This window comes from Haloglycomyces albus DSM 45210, assembly GCF_000527155.1.
GTDB lineage: Bacteria > Actinomycetota > Actinomycetes > Mycobacteriales > Micromonosporaceae > Haloglycomyces > Haloglycomyces albus.
Map to the genome: position 1 here is coordinate 2,670,517 of NZ_AZUQ01000001.1, position 18,759 is coordinate 2,689,275.

At 59.3% G+C, this 18,759-nt stretch carries 14 protein-coding genes; 6 read left to right on the forward strand and 8 right to left on the reverse strand.

The genetic code is table 11. The annotated features are described in order from the left end of the window. Positions 1-22: 22 nt before the first annotated feature. Positions 23-2,770 carry a helix-turn-helix transcriptional regulator gene (locus HALAL_RS0112380; RefSeq protein ID WP_051462940.1) on the reverse strand — a complete coding sequence of 916 codons (2,748 nt, stop codon included), beginning with the start codon at positions 2,768-2,770 and terminating at the stop codon, positions 23-25. Between the two features lie 263 nt (positions 2,771-3,033). Here HALAL_RS0112380 and HALAL_RS0112385 point away from each other — a divergent pair, with 263 nt between their 5' ends. Together HALAL_RS0112385 and bioB are read left to right on the forward strand one after the other, a co-directional pair. Beyond that, positions 3,034-3,606 (forward strand): hypothetical protein, encoded by a 573-nt coding sequence (locus tag HALAL_RS0112385; RefSeq protein ID WP_025274303.1) that lies wholly within the window; start codon positions 3,034-3,036, stop codon positions 3,604-3,606. Between the two features lie 144 nt (positions 3,607-3,750). Further along, a complete protein-coding gene (gene bioB, locus HALAL_RS0112390; protein ID WP_025274304.1) occupies positions 3,751-4,815 on the forward strand; it encodes a biotin synthase BioB in 1,065 nt (354 codons plus the stop codon). On the opposite strand, the gene HALAL_RS0112395 is transcribed toward bioB, so the two are convergent. From HALAL_RS0112395 to HALAL_RS0112415, 5 genes are all read right to left on the reverse strand, one after another. Beyond that, positions 4,812-5,087, reverse strand: a complete 276-nt coding sequence (locus HALAL_RS0112395; protein ID WP_025274305.1) for a DUF397 domain-containing protein — start codon at positions 5,085-5,087, stop codon at positions 4,812-4,814. The genes bioB and HALAL_RS0112395 overlap by 4 nt on opposite strands. 96 nt (positions 5,088-5,183) lie before the next feature. Beyond that, positions 5,184-5,981 (reverse strand): alpha/beta fold hydrolase, encoded by a 798-nt coding sequence (locus tag HALAL_RS0112400; protein WP_025274306.1) that lies wholly within the window; start codon positions 5,979-5,981, stop codon positions 5,184-5,186. 9 nt (positions 5,982-5,990) lie between these two features. Then, on the reverse strand, positions 5,991-7,454 hold the full coding sequence (locus HALAL_RS0112405) for a flavin-containing monooxygenase (protein ID WP_025274307.1): 1,464 nt from the start codon (positions 7,452-7,454) through the stop codon (positions 5,991-5,993). A gap of 180 nt (positions 7,455-7,634) precedes the next feature. After that, positions 7,635-9,410 carry an ABC transporter ATP-binding protein gene (locus tag HALAL_RS0112410; protein WP_025274308.1) on the reverse strand — a complete coding sequence of 592 codons (1,776 nt, stop codon included), beginning with the start codon at positions 9,408-9,410 and terminating at the stop codon, positions 7,635-7,637. Beyond that, positions 9,407-11,104 carry an ABC transporter ATP-binding protein gene (locus tag HALAL_RS0112415; protein ID WP_084471999.1) on the reverse strand — a complete coding sequence of 566 codons (1,698 nt, stop codon included), beginning with the start codon at positions 11,102-11,104 and terminating at the stop codon, positions 9,407-9,409. Before HALAL_RS0112415 ends, HALAL_RS0112410 begins: the two co-directional genes overlap by 4 nt. Before the next feature lie 368 nt (positions 11,105-11,472). On the opposite strand from HALAL_RS0112415, the gene HALAL_RS0112420 reads away from it, so the two are divergent. From HALAL_RS0112420 to HALAL_RS0112430, 3 genes are all read left to right on the forward strand, one after another. Continuing rightward, the gene (locus tag HALAL_RS0112420; RefSeq protein ID WP_025274310.1) at positions 11,473-11,706 is read left to right on the forward strand and encodes a hypothetical protein; all 234 of its coding nucleotides are present in this window, start codon (positions 11,473-11,475) and stop codon (positions 11,704-11,706) included. A gap of 657 nt (positions 11,707-12,363) precedes the next feature. Further along, entirely contained in the window at positions 12,364-13,131 is a 768-nt protein-coding gene (locus tag HALAL_RS0112425; protein WP_025274311.1) for a sporulation protein, read from the forward strand. Between the two features lie 797 nt (positions 13,132-13,928). Next, positions 13,929-14,123: a cold-shock protein gene (locus tag HALAL_RS0112430; protein ID WP_025274312.1), complete on the forward strand. Its 195-nt coding sequence runs from the start codon at positions 13,929-13,931 to the stop codon at positions 14,121-14,123. A gap of 143 nt (positions 14,124-14,266) precedes the next feature. On the opposite strand, the gene HALAL_RS0112435 is transcribed toward HALAL_RS0112430, so the two are convergent. Further along, on the reverse strand, positions 14,267-15,799 hold the full coding sequence (locus HALAL_RS0112435; RefSeq protein WP_025274313.1) for a molybdopterin-dependent oxidoreductase: 1,533 nt from the start codon (positions 15,797-15,799) through the stop codon (positions 14,267-14,269). 310 nt (positions 15,800-16,109) lie between these two features. Here HALAL_RS0112435 and HALAL_RS0112440 point away from each other — a divergent pair, with 310 nt between their 5' ends. Beyond that, positions 16,110-17,768: a M14 family zinc carboxypeptidase gene (locus HALAL_RS0112440; RefSeq protein WP_025274314.1), complete on the forward strand. Its 1,659-nt coding sequence runs from the start codon at positions 16,110-16,112 to the stop codon at positions 17,766-17,768. A gap of 117 nt (positions 17,769-17,885) precedes the next feature. Here the strand turns inward: HALAL_RS0112440 and HALAL_RS0112445 are convergent, their stop codons facing one another. Next, complete coding sequence (locus tag HALAL_RS0112445; protein WP_025274315.1) at positions 17,886-18,518, reverse strand: hypothetical protein; 633 nt, start codon at positions 18,516-18,518, stop codon at positions 17,886-17,888. Positions 18,519-18,759 lie beyond the last annotated feature (241 nt).

The window sequence follows — 18,759 nt, forward strand, 5'->3', positions numbered from 1 at the left end:
CTCCGGTCGTCGTTTCTCGGAATTAGAGTTCCACTCGTGCCAGCTCGGCTCGGGAGGAGACGCCGAGTTTCGGGTACGCGTTGTACAAGTGGTATCCGACGGTGCGAGGACTGATGAACAGTTGCTCGCCGATCTGTCGATTGGTCAGTCCGTCGGCGGCCAGCCGTACGACCTGTAGTTCCTGTGGAGTAAGTCGGTCGGCCAGTCCGAGGGAACCTTCCACCCGCTGGGAGTCGCCCGCCGCGCGTAGTTCCGACTTGCCGCGTTCGGTCCACGGAGCGGCACCGAGGCGTTCGAACGTCTCCACCGCGTCACGAAGATGAATGCGTGCCTCATTGATGCGTCGCGCCCTCCGCAGCCACTCACCGTACGTCAGCGCGGTACGGGCCCGTTCAAAAGGATTGACGTCGTCGGCGCGATGCAGTTCGATCGCCTTCGCGAAATGCGCTCCCGCGTCGGCCTCGTCGCCCAGTAGACCGTGACAGCGCTCCACAAGCGCTTCCCAGTACCGTTGGCCGGTCGCCCGCGCCCAGTCGCAGAACCATTCGAACACCGCGGTGACCTCGGTTTCGCGCCCACAACGATGAGCCGCCTCCACCAGATTCGGTACATCGCGCAGCATTTCCATCGGAGTGACACCTTGAGCTATGGCCCATAGTCGTTCGAAGGCCGCTTTGTAGCGTCCCAGCCCCAGGTCCAAGAGCCCCAGTGCGGTGTCGGCGGGAACCACGGAATCGGCGGGAGCGTCGTTGACGGCGGCCGCGACCAATTCCCGGCACCACTTCTCGTCACCGCGCACCGCTGCGATCGGGAGCAGTACCCACAACCGTGTCTGCATCAACGCTCGACGTTCCCCTTGTTCGGGAAGCAGCTCGATGGCCGATGTCGCCGCCGCTTGGGCATCCGCGTAGCGCGCGAACTCGAACTGCGCTTCGGCTTGAACGGCCAATGCCTGTACCAGGGGAGAGGTGGCGCCTTTCTTACGACATGCGGTGACCTCCTCGGAAGCAAGGCGATACGCCGCCTTGGTGTCGCCGGCCAAGAGACGCCATCGCGCCGATAGAATTCGATCAAAACGGACGAAGTCCTCATGGAGCGGCCGGTAGTACTCGTACAGGCTGCGGAGTGACTCCACTGCCTCGCCCGCCGAGGCCGACCGTCGGTTCAAGCCCGCCGCCGCCCGTGCCAGACGTCGCGCCCATTCGTTATTCGAACCTCCGTAGGCCTCCGCTCGGCGTGCCGCGTGTTCCACCTGAGTGAAATCGCCTGTTTCCCACGCGTGCCACACTCCTCGTAGAAGCGGGTAACCGGTGCTTTCGTGTCCGGACGTGGCATAGTGGTCGGCGGCGCTCATCCACATTTCAAACGCGCGGGATTCGCCCGTCCATGACCACACCGTCGCTCTAATCAGTGCGGCTCGCGCCAGGATTTCCGGATTATTGGACAATCGCTCTGCCTCCGAAGCCAAGGTGATCGCCTTCTCCGCCAGGCACGATACATACGCCGATTGTGCCGCGCGAATCAGCCGAGACGCCCTGACCTCCAAGTCAGGAGTGAACGACGCCGCCCTTTCCAGCGCGCTCATTTCCGCGATGCAGCCACCGCGGTCGGCCTCGAAGGAGGCAATCGATTCCAATGCCGCCGCGGCGGTTTCATCCTGACCCGTAGTTGCCGCCGCCAAATGCCACGCGTGGCGAATATCGTCCGGACCAAAGGTTTCCGACAGGGCCCGGCGAGCGTCGATGCGGCGGTGGCGGGGAGCCGAATGATACGACGCCGAACGAATCAAAGGGTGTACGAACTCGATGCGTCCCATGTGGAAGCGCACCAATCCATCACGCTCGGCCGGTTCCAGATCGGCCACGGTAGCCCCCAGCTTGCCCGCCGCTTCCACGATCACCGAGTTGTCGCCCGTTTCTTCAGCAGCCGCCACCAGCAAAAGCATCCGGGTCGGTTCCGGAAGTGAAATGATACGTTCCGTAAAAGCTTGCCGGATACGTGACGTCGTGGAAAACCGACTATTGGACGTCGTCACCCCGCCATCCTCGTGATCGGCCACGGGCAACTCCAACAAGGCCAAAGGGTTACCACCGGCGGTACGCAGAATCCAGTCACGGCCCGAATACGAAATATCATCGCCACGCTGATTGACCAAAACGTCCGACGACGTCATGTCCAGTGGTCCCACATTCAACTCGGGAATACCGGGAGCCGCGAAATCCGGGGCGAAACCGTCGCGTGCCGCCATCACCACTGCCACCGACTCCGTCGCCATTCGCCGAGAAGCGAACAGCAAAGCTTCGGTGGAATCGGCGTCAAGCCAATGGGCATCATCGATGACGGCACATACCGGGCGATCGGCGCTCGCTTCCACCAGAAGGTTCAGTACCGCCAAGCCCACCTGAAGTCGAGGCGCACGTGGCCCCGCCTCCGCCAGGCCAAGGGCATTGCTCAGCGCGACTCGTTGCGCCTCGGGCAGTCGGTGCCTCCGGTCCAACAACGGCTGCAACAACATGGACAAGCCGGCCCACGACCACGTATGTTCCGCCTCCACGCCGAGAGCACGCAAAACCAAAAAGTCCTCAGAATCGGCCACGGCGGCGTCGATAAGTGCGGACTTTCCGATCCCCGGTTCACCCCGAACGACCAATCCGCCGCCATGCCCCAATCGTGCACTGTCGAGAAAGGAATTGAGATGCGACCATTCATTGTCGCGGCCGACCAAACCACCCCGAGGAGAGGGTGATGCGGGAAGGGGAACCGTTGGCATATCTGTATTTCGTGCGAGCAGGTGTCCTTCGGCGTTCGACGTCACGGCAACTCCCGATGAAAGCGGTATACACAAAGATATTGCAGTCCGCGAACGTGTACACGTAACGCCGACTCCTATTAAACGTACCCGGAGACCGACCTGGACGCATCTGTCAATTGACTGGGTTGTCCGGCAACCGGCTCAACCACGTAAAAATCCGGTCGTCCAACCAAGTCGGACGACCGAGGCGGGCGCTGTGGCACCGCCATAGCGTGGAGTCCATGATTCAACGAACTCTGAGGTCCGCAGGCGCAACGATTCTCGCCCTGATTACCGCGATGGCGGTGTTCGGGCTCTTCCCAGCCCTTATCGGCGAATACGATGGAGCACTTCAGTTGAGCGGTACCCTGCGATTTCTACCTCTCATTCTGGCGAGTACCGCATTTGCCGTCGCCGTGCTCACCTCTCCCGTCACGGACACGCCGCACGGCCTGCGTCTCCTCGGCTACGCGAGCCTGGGGATGGTGGCGGGTGGAGGGCTGCTGAGCGCACTCGCCGGGAACATCGCGCTCCTCGCGCTCGCCGCTACCGTCACCGGGGTTGGCTCTGGGATGACGGTGCGAGCTGCACATACCGTACTTAACGCCCAATACGACCGTCGTCGCCTCTGGCTGGTGTATTTCGGCGCCGCGGCGGTGTCCTTGTTTCTGGTCGCAGGGGCCCTCGCGATATTGCCGGTATACGAGTGGCGTGGGGTGTTCGGGCTCGGTGTGTTGGCCGCCGGTATGAGCGCCTGGGCGTATGCCGCCAACGTGAAACCGATACCTCGCAACGTCGTGACGAGGGCCGCTTGAAGTACGTAGACCATACTCCAGTCACGGGGAGTCGCCGCGCGGCTCCCCCTATCCGTTGCTTGTCCCGCATCTGGTGAAATCTACAAAACACCTTGTAGAGAACCTATAAAAATAGCGTGTCATGAATATGCGAGCATCATAGCCATGTCGGACACTTCGATTGCGCTTGAACGTTTGCTGGATGCTGCGGCGGCATCCATGGAACCACGTCATAAGGACCTAGAGACGGTACTGACCAGCTCCGATTCCGAGCTTATGGAGGTGGTGGCCGCCGCGTCCCGCCTGCGTTTTCAGCACTTCGGCAATCGAGTGAAGCTCAATTACCTCGTCAATCTTAAAAGCGGTCTGTGCCCGGAGAACTGCACCTACTGTTCCCAGCGCCTCGGCTCGGACGCGGAGGTTCTCAAATACAGTTGGCTTTCGGCCGAGGAGGCGACCGAGGCAGCGGGCGCGGGCATTGCCGGAGGCGCCAGTCGCGTGTGTCTGGTCGCGTCCGGTCGTGGACCCAGTGAACGCGACGTTGACCGGGTGAGCGATACGATCGCGTCGGTGAAGAACGATCACCCGGAGGTAGAGGTATGCGCCTGCCTCGGTCTACTCCGCGACGGACAGGCGGAGAAACTGTCGGAGGCCGGTGCGGACGCTTACAATCACAACCTCAATACCTCGGAGAGCCATTACGAGTCGATCTGCACGACTCACGACTATTCGGATCGTCTGGACACCGTGACGAAAGCTAAGAACGCCCAGCTGTCGCCGTGTTCGGGCCTGATCGCCGGGATGGGCGAATCCAATGCGGATCTGGTCGAAGTGGCCCTGCGCTTGCGAGCCTCGGAAGTTGATTCGATTCCGGTGAACTTTCTGCTGCCCTTCGACGGAACTCCGTTGGAAGGTACCTGGGAACTTGATCCGCGACAGTGTCTTCGGATCGTGGCCATGATGCGGCTGGCTAATCCCACAAGTGAAATCCGGTTGGCTGCGGGGCGGGAGGCGCATCTGCGTACGTATCAGGCAACCGCGCTGCACATCGCCAATTCGATATTTCTGGGCGACTACCTCACCAGTGAAGGTCAAGCGGCCCAGGCCGACTTGGACCTCTTGGCTGATGCCGGGATGGTTCCCGAAGAGGGGCACCGCCTGTACCAACAGAAGAATAAGCCGCAGCCTCGGCAACGAGGTGCCGGTACGGCGGCACCTCCGAACGCCTAAGTCGACGCTGAGCCGGCCTCCCCCTCCTCGGCCATCTCAGGCGGGAGGTCGAACTCGCCTTTACTGACTCCGTCGCGGAAGGCCTCCCATTCTTCAGGTGTGTAAATCAGCAGGTCGCCGTCGGGGGCATCGGCCAAACGAAGGGCCACCAGGTCGTTGTCGCCGTAGCCGATTTCGAACGCTCCCGGCTCCCCATCGGCCTTGACCGGACGTTCCCAGCGGGCGGTGTCCATATTGAATTCACCCTTGAGCGGATGTTCCCGTGTCGTCATGCTCCAAGGATACGAGAGTGAAGGTAAATGGCAACCCCCGGCACCACGAGTGAGTGTCCGTTCTGCCGGAGGGGAAATGCCGGTCTGGTGCCGAGGTCACGTGGAGTGACGGGCGCCCGTTGTGGTGAGAATGGCCTCGGCAACCGCCGTGGGGTCGTCGCTCATTGGTACGTGTCCGCAGCCTTCGAGCGGGAGGTGGCGTACTTCGGGCAGCCGTACTTGAGCGCGTATGGCTTGACGGGGACGGAGAATGCGATCGTTGGTTCCCCAGGCGACGGTGGTCGGCGCTTTGGGCTCCCCTCGGAAGGAATAACGGGGTGCTTCCTTGGCGATAGGACGAAATCCCTTGCCGCGCCGTAGGGCTCGCGCGTCGTCCAGAAGTCGCTGCGACGGCAGTGTCGTCGGATCGGCGATGATGGGCTTATAGGACAGATCGCGCACGAACGGCAAACGCAAGGCGGTACGCAGGATGGGTTTCGGCCAGTAGGTACTGGCGCGCATTCTCTTGAGAATCCTAACTCCGCGTCGTGCTTCTCCCGGAGTAAAGAACCCCGCCGGGGACAGGGCGGTACAACTCGCGACCAAATCGTGGTCGGCCAATTCGAGGGCGATGGCGCCACCCAAACTGTTGCCGGCCACGTGTGGTTTTTCAATACTCTGGTCGCGGAGGAATCGAGCCACTTCGGCGACGGCTTCATCCATATTGGTGGGTACACCGTTCGGGGGAACGGGTGATTCTCCGAATCCGGGGAGATCGACGGCGATCACCTCGTGGTACTCGGCGAGTCGATCCAGTATCGGTTCCCAGGCCTGCCAACGATGCCCGATTCCGTGAAACAGGAGCAGTGGTTCGCCGTGACCTTGCCGGTGATGGTTGAGTTCGTAGTTCGACATGACGTGTCCTTAACGCAGAAGGTAGTGGCTGGGCTGGAAGCGGTTCTGCATGAGTCGGAAGGTGGGGACGAACCCCGGCCAAACGGTGGTATTGGTATTTGTGGAGTCCAGATACCAGCTGTCGCAACCGCCTGCTACCCATACGGTTCCCTTCATTTTCTTGGCAATGCGTTGGTGGTAGGCCTTTTGAGCCAGTGCGGTCGGTTCGACCGAGCGCTTCCGGTGTTTACGCATGTACTTGAGAGCCTTGATGACCTGTTGCATCTGCGCTTCCACCATGAGAACGACGGAATTGTGTCCGAGGGCCGAATTCGGCCCCAACATCATGAAGAAATTCGGGAAACCCGAAAACGTTGTGCTCTTATAGGAGCGCATGCTCGGGCTCCACGCTTCGGCCAACTTCTGTCCGCCGCGCCCGGTCACCATTTGGGCGATGGGCGGGTCGGTGACGTGGAAACCCGTTCCCCAAATGATGGCGTCGGCGCGGTGATGGTGGCCGTCCGAAGTGACGATACCCGTCCGGTCGATATGGCGGATTCCGTTTGTGACGACTTCCGCATTGTCTTGGTCCAGTGATCGCCAGTAGGTATTGGACAGCAGAATTCGCTTACATCCCATGGTGTAGTCGGGAATGAGTTTGTCCTTCAACTCCGGGTCGGAAACCTGACGATTAAGGTGTAGTCGTGAGATCTTCTGGACCCGTCGCATGATGGAGGGATTGAGAAATCCAAGTGCCCAGGTTTCCCGACCCCAATAAAGGGCGGTGCGTCTCAGTCGGTTCGCTCCAGGGACATTGCGGTAGAACGCTTTTTCCAAGGGGCCGACCGTACGGGAGGTTCGTGGCATGATCCAGGGCGGGGTGCGCTGGAAAAGATTGAGTTTCTTGACCTGTGGCTGGATCTTGGGAACGAATTGAATCGCGGAGGCCCCGGTGCCGATGACGGCGACCTCGCGGTTGGTGAGGTCGTAGTCGTGGTTCCATTCGGACGAATGGAAGGTCTCGCCGGCGAATTCGTCGATTCCTTCGATCTTGGGAATCGAAGGGTCGGAGAGTGGCCCGGGTGCGGCGATGACTATTCGCGCGGTCATGGTGCCCTGGTTGGTATCGATGTTCCACTGTTGTCGGTCGTCCTCCCAGACAACGGTGTCGACTTCGTGGTTAAAGCGAATATGCGGTTCAATGCCGAGTTCTTTGACGGCTGTGCGCAGATAATCCCAGATTTCGCCCTGACCGGCGAACGTGTCGCTCCAGTCCGGGTTGAGGTGAAAAGCAAGGGAGTAGAGGTGACTGGGGACGTCACAGGCACAGCCGGGGTAGTTGTTGTCGCGCCACGTGCCGCCCACCGAGTTTTCTTTCTCCAGGACCGTAAAGTTACGGAAACCGTGCTGGAGGAGGCGGGCCGCGGCTACGATGCCGCCGAATCCGGCTCCTATGATCGCTATGTCGGTGTGCTTTATAGATTCAGCAGACATGTACTCATTAGTAACAGTAACTTACTCCCGCGTCAATATATGCATTAAGTAAAATGATGACGTAGTGATGTCACTGTGTGATCATCGAGCAATAGAGAATTACATACTTACGTACACCGATTAGTATTGCGGCTGACGAACAGTGACCGAACGATGACATCCGTACCGGCAACTTCCCCGTCAAACGGAAACGCTTTGCTCACCTTGCCAGGCACGCCACAGCGACGCGTAGGTTCCGTCCCGATCGACCAGATCGGAATGCCCTCCCGATTCGACCACCCGTCCTGAATCCATCACGATCACCCGATCCGCGTCTCGAGCCGTCTGCAATCGATGCGCAATAGCGATTACCGTGCGTCCCTTGAGGACCTCCGCAATCGATTCCTCGGTGCGGTGGGCCGAAACCGGATTCATTGTCGACGTCGCTTCGTCCAAGACGACGATCGCCGGATCCGCGAGGATCACCCGTGCCAGAGAAATCTGCTGTGCGGCAGCCGGATCGATCTCCTTCTCTTGACCGCCAAGCAAGGTGTCCAAGCCCTGCGGCAATGCGGACGCCCAATCCGCCCCCACCAATCGCAATGCCTCCCACAGCTGCGCATCGGAGGCATTGGATTCCGCCAACAGAAGATTGTCACGCAACGACGCACTGAACACATGATGATCCTGCGACACCACGACCACCAAACGGCGACGTTGCTCCAAACTCAGCTGCGAGACTTCCACATTCCCAACGCGAACGCTACCGCGCGACGGCGCATCGGTACCGGATATGAGTCGAGCCAACGTAGTCTTTCCCGCCCCGCTGGTACCGACAATGGCAGTTCTCTCCCCGCTGGCGACCGAAAACGATACTCCAGAGACGACATCGCTATGGCCGTCATAGGAAAAGTGAACGTTATCCAAAACGATCTCCGTATCCTCCGGCTCACGTGCCGACGCCTCTCGGCGCGCCCCATCGGCAAGCAGACGAATACCTTCGACGCGAGAGAGGGAGGCGAACGCCTTCTGCAAGCCCTCCAGAACGGTCAGAATGCCGTCGACCGGATAGCTCGCCTGGCGGCTCAAAATCGCACAAGCCGACACCGTACCGAGACTCATCGAACCGTTGAACCACAGAAGCCCACCCAGCAGCAATATCGCCGCAGTAGGAAGCAGATAGGAACCGTCCAAAGTCGGATAGAACACACAGCGGAGAAAGACGGTTCTCTTATTGGCGGCCACGAAACCACGCAGGCCGCTACGAACCGTATCAGCACGCTGCTCCCGCAAACCGAACGCCTCGGTAGTCCGCGCACCGGCAGCAGAAGCGGTCAGTGCCTCACCGACGACGGACTCCGAGGCCCGCTCGCGAATATACGCCGCCCGAGCACGTTTGAGATACCAGCGCGTCCCGGTTGCCATCGTCGGGACGGCGATAAGAACACACAGTGCCAACAGAGGTGAGAGCCATACGAGCGCAGTGAGGAACGCGGTCGCCTGCAAGGCGCATATGACGATGCGATGGAAACCTTCCTGATATACGTATACCGCGTTCGGAATGTCCGAAGTGGTGCGGGTAACCAGGTCACCGCTTCCGGCGCCTTCCGCCACAGACATGGGCACCGTCAGTGCCGAGTCTACAAAGTCCTCCCGAAGCCGAGCGGCGACGCGCTCGCCGAGGACGTTGCTCACCCATGAACCCCACCACGTGAACACGATGATGGCGGCAATCGCGGCAACGAGAACTGTTGCCTGCCTGTCAACGCCGGCCACATCGGTACCCGCGGCGATTTCATCGACGATCCGTCCCAGATAGAGCGGCGCGACCACACCGGCTCCGGTTGCTATGCCGTTGAGAAGCACGGTGAGGGCGACGAACCGTTTTTCATGTCGCAGTGCCCGCAGGAAGGCGGTTCGCGTTTGGCGGCGGCTCGCCACCGGCAGGGCCGCGGTATCGGTTTCGGCGTTGTTCATCGATTCTCCCGAGAGACCAAGTGTTGATAATCGTGTTGGCGTTGCGCCACCTCGTGATGGGTTCCGGAATCGATGATCTTTCCATCACGAAGGTAGGCAACGCGGTCGGCTCGTGACAGCCAGAGCGGGGAGGTGGACACGACCACGGTAGTAAGATCCCGTCGGAACTGATACACGCGTTCGGCGATCGCGGCTTCGGTGTGGGAGTCCACCGCCGAGGTCGGGTTGGGGAGAAGAAGTATCGGCACATCGGTGGCTACGGCACGGGCCAGGCGCAGGCGTTGCCGTTGCCCACCGGACAAGGTACGAATCTGGTTTCCCACCCTTGTGTCGATCCCGTCGCTCAGCGAGCTGATGATGTCGTCCGCGTGAGCGGTCCGCAGCGCGTGCCGTGTTGTAGAGGCCGAATGAGGGGAAACATTGTCGGCGATGGTCCCGGCGTACAGGTACGCATCGTGGTCGGCGAGAAGGACGGTACGGCGCAGGTCGGCACGATCCAATCGATTGACGGGAATCGATCCGATTGTGGCCTCAGTGGCTCTATATGAACAGAAGCGTTCGAATATGGCCACTGCTTCGTCGTCATTGGCGGTGACGACGACCGTCAGCCCCTTCATGGTCTGAAGTTCCGAATCGGGATCGTACAAGCGGTGGTCCGTAGGCAGTGGAAGTGGGGACCGCACACCGTCCGGTTCATGCAGACGTAGGAATTTGGACAGTTTCCCTGCGGCGACATGACCCTCTACCATGGAGCGCAGCATTCCCGAAGCCATGCTCACCGGCAGTAGCATTGCCGAAGCATAGGTAAAGGCCGCGATGACTTCTGCGGTGGAAATGACACCGCTGACGGCCTGACGAGCGGCGACCCAGACTACAGCCGCGATAAGAACGGCCACCGACCCTTCGATGAGCGCGCGAATGGACGCCTGTGGGCGAGCAATGCGCAGTCCGGTACGCAGGAGATCCTGCGACTGCTTCCGGTAGGAGGCCCGGAAGCGATCCTCGCCGCCGATGCCACGTAGAACGCGCAATCCGTTGACGATATCGGTCGCCGATGTAGAGAGGTCTCCAACGTGTTCCCGGTAAGTCGATTGACGTTGTTGCAATCGCGACACCAACGGGCCGTTGATCACTGCCACGATGATGGACCCGATCAGGATGGTGAGGCCGAGCGGGACGGAGATCTGCAGGAGCAATATCGACAGTGCGAGAACCGATAGGAACGTGCCGATGAAATGTCCCAGATAGCCGGCGGCGTCCCCCAGCGCCATCGCATCCTGTAGTCCGATACTGACGACGGCGCCTGCGTCGGACTTCTTGTGTAGTTCGTTCCCCAAGCGGGCGGCTTTGCGGTCGGTGAGGGTGATCGACCGAGTCACGATGTCAAGGTCGTAATGAACCCCGTAGCGTTCGGCTCCGACAATGCTCGCGGCGGAAATCAATCCTACGGCGACAAGTGCGAGCGACCACCAGACCAGAGCCGAGACATTCTGCGCGGTGAGTCCCCGCTCGATCGTCTGGTGTACGAAATAGGCGATAGCCGGGAAGGAGACCTGTCCGACGATTCCAAAGAAGCACGACGCGATGAGTAGGAACTTATTACGCGTGATCAGCCACCCCATCAGTCGCCACGGGGTTGGGCGAGTGGGTTCGGAGGTATTGGTCGCTGGAAGCGTAGAGCGGGACGGTGTCATCGCATTGTATTTTCATTCTTTTCCGTGCCGTCCGCAATTTGTTTTACGTGGGGCCTCCATCGGCGTTCCGAGGCGAACGGTGCGACGACCCGGTGAATGGCAGCGGCCGTGAGACGTGGCGGACCCTATTCCGCCCTCCCGTCGGTCGGATTGAGGATAGTCGATTAGGGTAAAACGGTGTAGGAAGAGGACGCGTCTCAATACCGTTTGAAATCGCAGAATATCGGCATTTCAGGCATGGATTTCCTCGGAGTGCGGGTCATCACTCAAACTCATGCATTTGCGCACTCAGGTCTTGACAATTGCTCTCGAATATTATTTGCTATGTTCACATTCCCCCAAAAAGATCGACCCAAAGGAATGAGAACGTGATTACTAAACTGAAACGAGCCGGCGGTGCCGTGGCAGTCACTCTGGGAGCTCTCTCAGCTGTGATGTTCGCCGCACCCGCTCAAGCAGGAGACACCGACTGGTCGTCTGAGACGGGAATCGTCCAGCCGGCCGGTGACACCGATTGGTCGTCAGGCGGCGTCGGTGCCACCGGAGACACCGACTGGTCGTCGGGTGGCACGGGAACCACTGGAGACACCGACTGGTCATAGACCCCGAACGCTGCACCCACCCACGGGTGCGCGACTGGATTAAATCCACTCCAGGGAGGTTAACCTAGGTCCTCCCGAGACTGACGCGCCATGGTTGAGGACATCCGTAGTAAAGCCACCCAGACCGGATGTCCTCGACGACACATCGCTTCCGCTGTTTCGTTGCGGTGGAGGCGTCTATTGCTGGAGGGGTTTCGAACGTTCCGTCGTCTCTGAGAGCGGCTGTCGTCCTATCGGTACCAGCGAGTCCGGGTCCTTGCTTGTGAGGGAGCATGCCTGCGCCATTATACGTACCGAGGCAAGTATCCAGGGTCGACGAATAAGCGTCCTCTTAGGAAAGAATTCCCCGGGCACGACACGGAATTGCGACTTCGGCCAGAGATGTATGCATAACGATGCTGTTGTATCGGTTCGGTCCCCGGAAAACAGGATGCCCTCCTTATTCTGTCCAATGTGACTTGTCAAGTGGTTGATTCCCTTCGGAACGTGGACCGACGGAGACAAGGTCGCTTGCTGAGTGGATCGTTTTTCTTGTGGTGCAACACCAATGCCCCACCGGTATGGCGTGTGCGGAAAGAGGAAGTGCTAATGCTAAGGAAGAAAACGAAAAATGATAACTTAACTGCGTTACAGTCAAATGTAGGAAGGATCGCCCCCGTGGTCTTCGATAAGTTTAAGCAAGCGTTCGGCGCCGGAGTCAGCATCGACACCGTCCTGTCCCCAGAAGGTGTCAAGCCCGGCGAAACGTTGAAAGGCGAGGTGCATTTCAGCGGCGGCGATGTCGAACAGAACGTCAATGGAATCAATCTTGCTTACACCGCCGTCGTCACCTCCGAAGACGACGGTAAGGAGAAATCGGACGAAGTGGATTTCTTCACCGCCGGTGTGACCGGACCGTTCGATATGGATGCCGGCAGTGAGCACACTGTGGAATTCGAAAGCCAAGTACCGTGGGAAGCTCCGATTTCCACGATTGCCGGTCGTCCGATGGCGGGTATGAAACTGGGAATCGCCACCGAGTTGGACCTGAAGTTTGCCCTGGATAAGGGAGACATGGATGAATTGAGCATCGATCCGCTTCCCATTCAAGAGGCCGTTATGGAAGCAATCGAGGAGCTTGGCTTCATCTATCAGGAGAGCGACCTGGAGCCGGGGACTATCGAAGGTTCTCATATGGCCTTCTACCAGGAGATCATCTTCTGGGCCAATGGTGACTACGCTGAGAAGTTCCGTAGGCTGGAATTGACCTTCGTGGCCGGGCGTGAGGAAACCGACGTCATACTCCAGATTGACAATTCCTCCGACCTGGTCAACCCCGATCACAACTCCTTTATCCGATTCACGCTTCCCACCGACGACACCGAAGGGGTCGCCGATGCGGTCGCGGAGAATCTGGAATCGCTCGTGCAACGCAAGAATCTGTAGAGTGTCCCGTTCCCCGAGAAATCGGGGCAGGCCGGGCCCACGGGATGACGGCAGAGACGTGACAGTGTTGTTGTTTCGGGCCGGCGACCTGCGCGTCGCGGACGTTCCACACTGAGGCGGCTCAGGTCGTCGCCCCTGTCTGGGAATCACGAGAACTGCTGGACTGGTCAGGTTGCGCACCTGGCCAGTAGGGGCAGGTTACGGTGTAACGATGCTTGTGTTGGAGGGAAGCCTGGTCCCTAGGATGAGGGTGGGTGGTGTCCAGTTCAAGTCCCCATTGATCGGAGATTTCAGCGGCGCCGACCTCCGGATTTGTCCGTGGGGTTAGCCGCTCACAACGGTGCGCGGTGGAATACTTGAGTCCGATGCAAGCCGGCCGCGCAATATCAGTAAACTGTATCCGGGCAACTGCGATAGCCAAGCAACCGCCTACGCCGCAGGGCTTGCGGTGTCAGCCTGTGGAGACCTCGCCGCCGGGCGGTCGACGAATCAGGAACCAATGGCCCCCGCGAGGGGACCATGCCAGCCTTCGGGTTGGAATCCCCCGGATTTATCCGTGGGGAGGAGGTCAATGCGCTGAGTGCTCGCTCACTAGAAACCCCCTTGTCAACAACCGCCACACACTGTAGTATTGAGCAGTCCGGTCATTGGTATTTAGCGTCCAAGGCTGTGGTGTCTCTATGGCTTATGGTGGCACAGATCGGTATGTGAGCTAACGCGATTATTCGATTAGTCGTGCGAAGGGTCCTCCCTTTGGCAGCCGTGAACATGAGGAACAAAAAGTAAAGGTTGCACAAATGGCGCAAGGGACCGTTAAATGGTTTAACTCTGACAAGGGCTATGGTTTCATCGCCCCGGACGAAGAAGGTAAAGACCTTTTCGTTCACTTCTCAGAGATTGAAAACGGCCGTTACCTTGATGAGAATCAGCAGGTCGAATTCGACGTGAAACAGGGCGATCGCGGTCCGCAGGCGGTCAACGTTCGCATCTAAGACGTCGAGACATACTGTTCTCGTATAGACGTTGAGGCTCGTTTAAAGATTATTCCCAGGCTTGGTCGTGGTTAATCCTTATTAATAAGGCATAGCGGCGAGGTGGCATGGAGATGGATGTTTGAACGGGTCTCAAATTGTATCTAGACGACGTCAACGGTGATCGAGTGATGGCCCGTCGCACCGTCGGGTATGACCGACGATTCGGTTGACGTCTGTATATTCCCGTCCCCATCGGTGGCTCGCACCGTGAGCGTATGTTTCCCTTTCGTGGCCTTTTTCCAGTCCCATTGCCACAATCGCCAGGTATCCGGTGACGGCACCGTGGCCAGTTCGGCCCGATTCCATTCCCCGTCGTCCACTTGAATTTCGACTTTCTCGATTCCACGCGACTGCGCCCAGGCGACTCCAGCCACCGTTACGTCCCCGGCGGAGGCCTTTTTTCGTGGAGTATCGATGCGTGAGCTGGTTTTAATCGGGCTAGGCAACGCCCAATCCCGCTTGATCCAGTAGGCGTCATACGCGTCAAACGTCGTCAGTTCCAATTCGGTGACCCACTTGGTTGCCGAAACATATCCGTACAGCCCGGGAACGACGATGCGAGCGGGCCATCCGTGTTGTAGTGGCAGAGGTTCACCGTTCATCCCGAGAGCGATCAGGGCGTCCCGACCGTCCATGATCAACGAGGTAGGAGATCCCGCCGTCCATCCGTCCTGGGAACGTGACACCAACTGGTCCGCACCACTGTGCACACCTGCCTCGTCCAGAACCTCCGATAGCGGTACGCCCAGCCACCGGGCGTTTCCGACCAGGTTCCCACCGATCTCATTGGATACGCAGCACAGCGTGATATCGCGTTCCACCAATCGCCGAGCGAGAAGGTCCTCAAAGGTCAACGTCAGCTCGTGGTCCACCATGCCGTGAACCCGAATGCGGAAGTCGTCGAGTTTGATCCGAGGCGGAGAAATCGCCGTATCAATCTGGTAGAACGAGGCGTTGTCCGTGTGGAAACGGGTGAGGTCGTCGACGGAGGGAAAGTCCGGGTTCGCTACTTGAGGGGCCGGTTCGGCCGGTTCAGGGAGGTCAACACCGGCACGCTCTTCCTCCACCGCCGTGGTCAGGCCATGATGGCGCGACCACCACCCGATGACGGTGGAACCGACCGCGATAGCGGAGGCCGTGAGCAGGAAACGGCGACGGTCGGTGCGAACGGCGTCCGGTTCCGTCGAGCGTTCGTTCTGGCGAACCAGGGCCCACAGAACCAGGAGAGTCGCGGCCCCGGCCGCCAACGTGGGCAGCCCGGCCATTCCAGTGGAGTTGGGACGGCTGTACGCCGCGATGCCGACCAGAACGGTCAAACCAATCAGTATCGTCAGTGCGATCCGTCGATGGCGTTTCCACAGCACGCCTAGGATCGCTCCGGTGACCAGGACGGTCGCAATAATGGACGATTGTAGAATCGTCTTATTGGCAGTGCCAAAGGTGTCGATCGCCCACCGTGTCAGGGAAGGTCCCGAGAGATCGATTACCGAATCCCCCATAGTGGTCAGAGGGCTTAGCGCGCCGTTGACGAGTGAGAACACCTCTCCGGCGGCAAAGCCCGCGAGTGTGGCGATGGCCCCGCTGAACAGACAAGCAACGGTGGTGTGACGGTGCCAGGCGGTTGAATCGCTCATGTATCCCAGTGTGGCAGATGGCGGAAGGCCGGGGACAGGGAGAAGAGACAGGGAAGCAGAGAGTGAAGCGCCGTCGCCCATGGACAGAAATTGACGCATGTCGGACAATTGCAATAGGCGTAGGTGGAATCAGTGTTCATCGTGCCGTCGGATGCCTACCAGGGGTAGGTGTCTCCGTGTTCGAGTGGCAATCCAACACTCTAGCCACGATCGCATTGAAGAACTATCAATCCATATATATAGTTATCTGATATAGAGGAGAGACCTCTATCGAAGTTTCTACGGAAACAACAGTTAAGGAGAGGTTCCAATGCGATCCGTTCGATCAGTTATCACGCTGATTGGAACCAGTATCCTGGTTACAACAGGGCTAGTAGCGGCAGGCTCGACCAGCCAAGCCGCCCCGCACGATGAGCCGGTCATCTGGGAGGTATCCGAGATATCTCCCGACGAAGTGCTCGATCTGTACGACAGCGGTTTCGACGTGGCTGAATACCACGACGGTACGGCCGATGTCATCGGCGATCATGAGGTCGCCGACGCCCTACGGGACCGAGGACTGGAACCGCAATTCCATGACACCGTCTATAAACCGGTCAACGACCGGGTATCCGCCCAAGGGACTTTCTATGGTGGATATAAGACCCCGGACCTGCATCTTCAGCACGTGGATGACGTCGCCGCCGCCAATCCGGACTTGGCCACGGTGCACGATATCGGGGACTCCTGGCTCAAAACCCAGGGCCGAGGCGGATACGACATCAAAGCCATCTGCCTGACCAATCTGCAACCGGGCGATTGTGAGCTCTCGCCGGACTCCGATAAACCCCGTTTCTCACTCGTATCGCAGATCCACGCTCGCGAGCTCGCCACCGGAGAAATCACGTGGCGTTGGCTTGATTACCTGGTGGACGGCTACGGTACGGATTCCGACATCACCGAGTTGCTGGATACCACCGAAGTCTGGGTGGTGCCAATGGCCAATCCCGACGGCGTGGACCTCGTCGCGGAAGGTGGTGACAATCCGGTTATGCACCGCAAGAACGCCAATGACAGTAACGGTTGCAGTGGTACGGGTGTCGGCGTTGATCTCAACCGCAATCACTCTTACGAATGGGGAGACGCTTCGTCCAGTCCCTGTGCCACGACGTACCGTGGGCCGTCACCGGCTTCGGAACCGGAGATTCAGGCTCTGGAGGGACTGTTCGAGAACATCCACCCCGATCAGCGTGGAAGCGGCGGTAACGATCCCGCTCCCGACGACGCACGGGATGTGATGATATCACTGCACTCCTATGGAAACTACCTCATCGTTCCGTGGGGCTACACCTCATCGCCGCCACCGAACGACGATCAGCTGCGGGAACTCGCTCACAGCATGGCTGACCACAATGGATACCAGGTTGGAAACGCGTGGGAGACGGTAGGGTACACCGCCAGCGGAACTACCGACGACTTCGCCTATGGAGAGCTCGGGGTAGCCGGGTACACCTTCGAAATCGGAGGTTCGTACGGTTCCTGCGGTGGTTTCTTCCCCTCCTATTCCTGCCTGGACAGTACTCTGTGGCCGGAAAACCGGGACGCGTTGATGGAAGCGGCTCTACAAGCCGACGCGCCTTATGGCGGCGGTGGGGGAGGAGACCCCGAGCCGCCTGAGGACTGCGACAACCATGACACCGTTGACAACGGCTCGTTGGCCTCCAACGGAAGTGCCGTACATCCGGACAGCGGTTGGTACTACTCGGGCGCTTCGGGGAGCCACCAGGCTTGCCTGTCCTCGGCGCAGGGGACCGACTTCGGTCTCGAACTGCAGAAATGGACCGGTTGGGGATGGACGTCCGTAGCGCAGGGATCTGGGTCGGCCACTGAAAAGTCGGTCGATCATCAGGACTCCAGCGGGTATTTCCGATGGATAGTGGCCGCCGACAGTGGAAGCGGTAGCTACACCTTGGGTTACAGCCGACCGTAGTGTGACCGAAGGAAACACCTTCGCGTCAACGACAAGGCTATGACGAAGAAAATGTGGGCTCGACGGACCATGAGGCTGCGTCGAGCCCACATTTTTCGTGCCGGGGAGGAACGATCCTTACTTCTCGGCTTCCACAACTCGGTCGGGAAGTGCATTGGCCAGGTCGTCGTTGACTCCACTGGGATGACGCAAATCTTCGAACCCGGGGTTGGGGTTGAGAATTCCCGGTTGAACATGGGTGGTGCGTGATACCCAATCTCCTACGTCCGGGGTGTCTTCAAAGAAGTCACACCACTGCTGTTCGTCGTTGGCGGTGTTCTTACTCGGGGCGTCGGCCCAGAGGCGAATCCAGGTCTGAGTGGTGGCCTCTTCGCTGTACTGCGGGAGCAGTATGCTGGGGCGAAGCAAGTGGAGGGCGAAATTTCCCATGGATGCGGCGATTTCGCGAGTGGTGGCCCCTTCGGCACGCATCATGGTGAAAGCGCCCGGCGCGTTGTAGATGGTCTCGAGAAGTGGGTCGGTCAACTCCACTTTATCGATCTTAATCGATCCAACTTGGGGAAGTTTTGTCGTGCCGAGGTCGTAAGCCATGCCGTCGAAACGAAAGTGCTTTTTAATTCCCTGGTAATGCGGTTCGCTGTACAGCGTGACAACGGGGGCTCGTACCAGGTGTTGGCGAAACGCTATAGCGCTGCCCAGCACGGCACCGGTGGCCAAGGCGGCGGTGAGAATCTTGGAGCTCTTGCGCACTGTCCAATCCTTACTGTTCGAAACCAAAGTCGTATTTCGATTATCGTAGTTCGTCGCCAGTGGTCGACCAACAGTGAGGTGTGATGATGCAGTGGTGTCCCGTCATTGGGCTATTCGCGTCAAGCGAAGGGATGATCGAGCGAGCTGACCGTGCGGTGGTAATGCGATGGCTTCATCGGAATTGTGGATAGCGTCGACCCCGGCTTGACGTATGGGTGGACGTCCAGCTGTGGGTATTGCC

What these genes read in the sequence shown, in the direction of transcription:
- HALAL_RS0112380 (WP_051462940.1), bottom strand. Translation starts at nt 2,770, where the DNA reads ATGCCAACGGTTCCCCTTCCCGCATCACCCTCTCCTCGGGGTGGTTTG.
- HALAL_RS0112385 (WP_025274303.1), top strand. Translation starts at nt 3,034, where the DNA reads ATGATTCAACGAACTCTGAGGTCCGCAGGCGCAACGATTCTCGCCCTG.
- bioB (WP_025274304.1), top strand. Translation starts at nt 3,751, where the DNA reads ATGTCGGACACTTCGATTGCGCTTGAACGTTTGCTGGATGCTGCGGCG.
- HALAL_RS0112395 (WP_025274305.1), bottom strand. Translation starts at nt 5,087, where the DNA reads ATGACGACACGGGAACATCCGCTCAAGGGTGAATTCAATATGGACACC.
- HALAL_RS0112400 (WP_025274306.1), bottom strand. Translation starts at nt 5,981, where the DNA reads ATGTCGAACTACGAACTCAACCATCACCGGCAAGGTCACGGCGAACCA.
- HALAL_RS0112405 (WP_025274307.1), bottom strand. Translation starts at nt 7,454, where the DNA reads ATGTCTGCTGAATCTATAAAGCACACCGACATAGCGATCATAGGAGCC.
- HALAL_RS0112410 (WP_025274308.1), bottom strand. Translation starts at nt 9,410, where the DNA reads ATGAACAACGCCGAAACCGATACCGCGGCCCTGCCGGTGGCGAGCCGC.
- HALAL_RS0112415 (WP_084471999.1), bottom strand. Translation starts at nt 11,104, where the DNA reads ATGACACCGTCCCGCTCTACGCTTCCAGCGACCAATACCTCCGAACCC.
- HALAL_RS0112430 (WP_025274312.1), top strand. Translation starts at nt 13,929, where the DNA reads ATGGCGCAAGGGACCGTTAAATGGTTTAACTCTGACAAGGGCTATGGT.
- HALAL_RS0112435 (WP_025274313.1), bottom strand. Translation starts at nt 15,799, where the DNA reads ATGAGCGATTCAACCGCCTGGCACCGTCACACCACCGTTGCTTGTCTG.
- HALAL_RS0112440 (WP_025274314.1), top strand. Translation starts at nt 16,110, where the DNA reads ATGCGATCCGTTCGATCAGTTATCACGCTGATTGGAACCAGTATCCTG.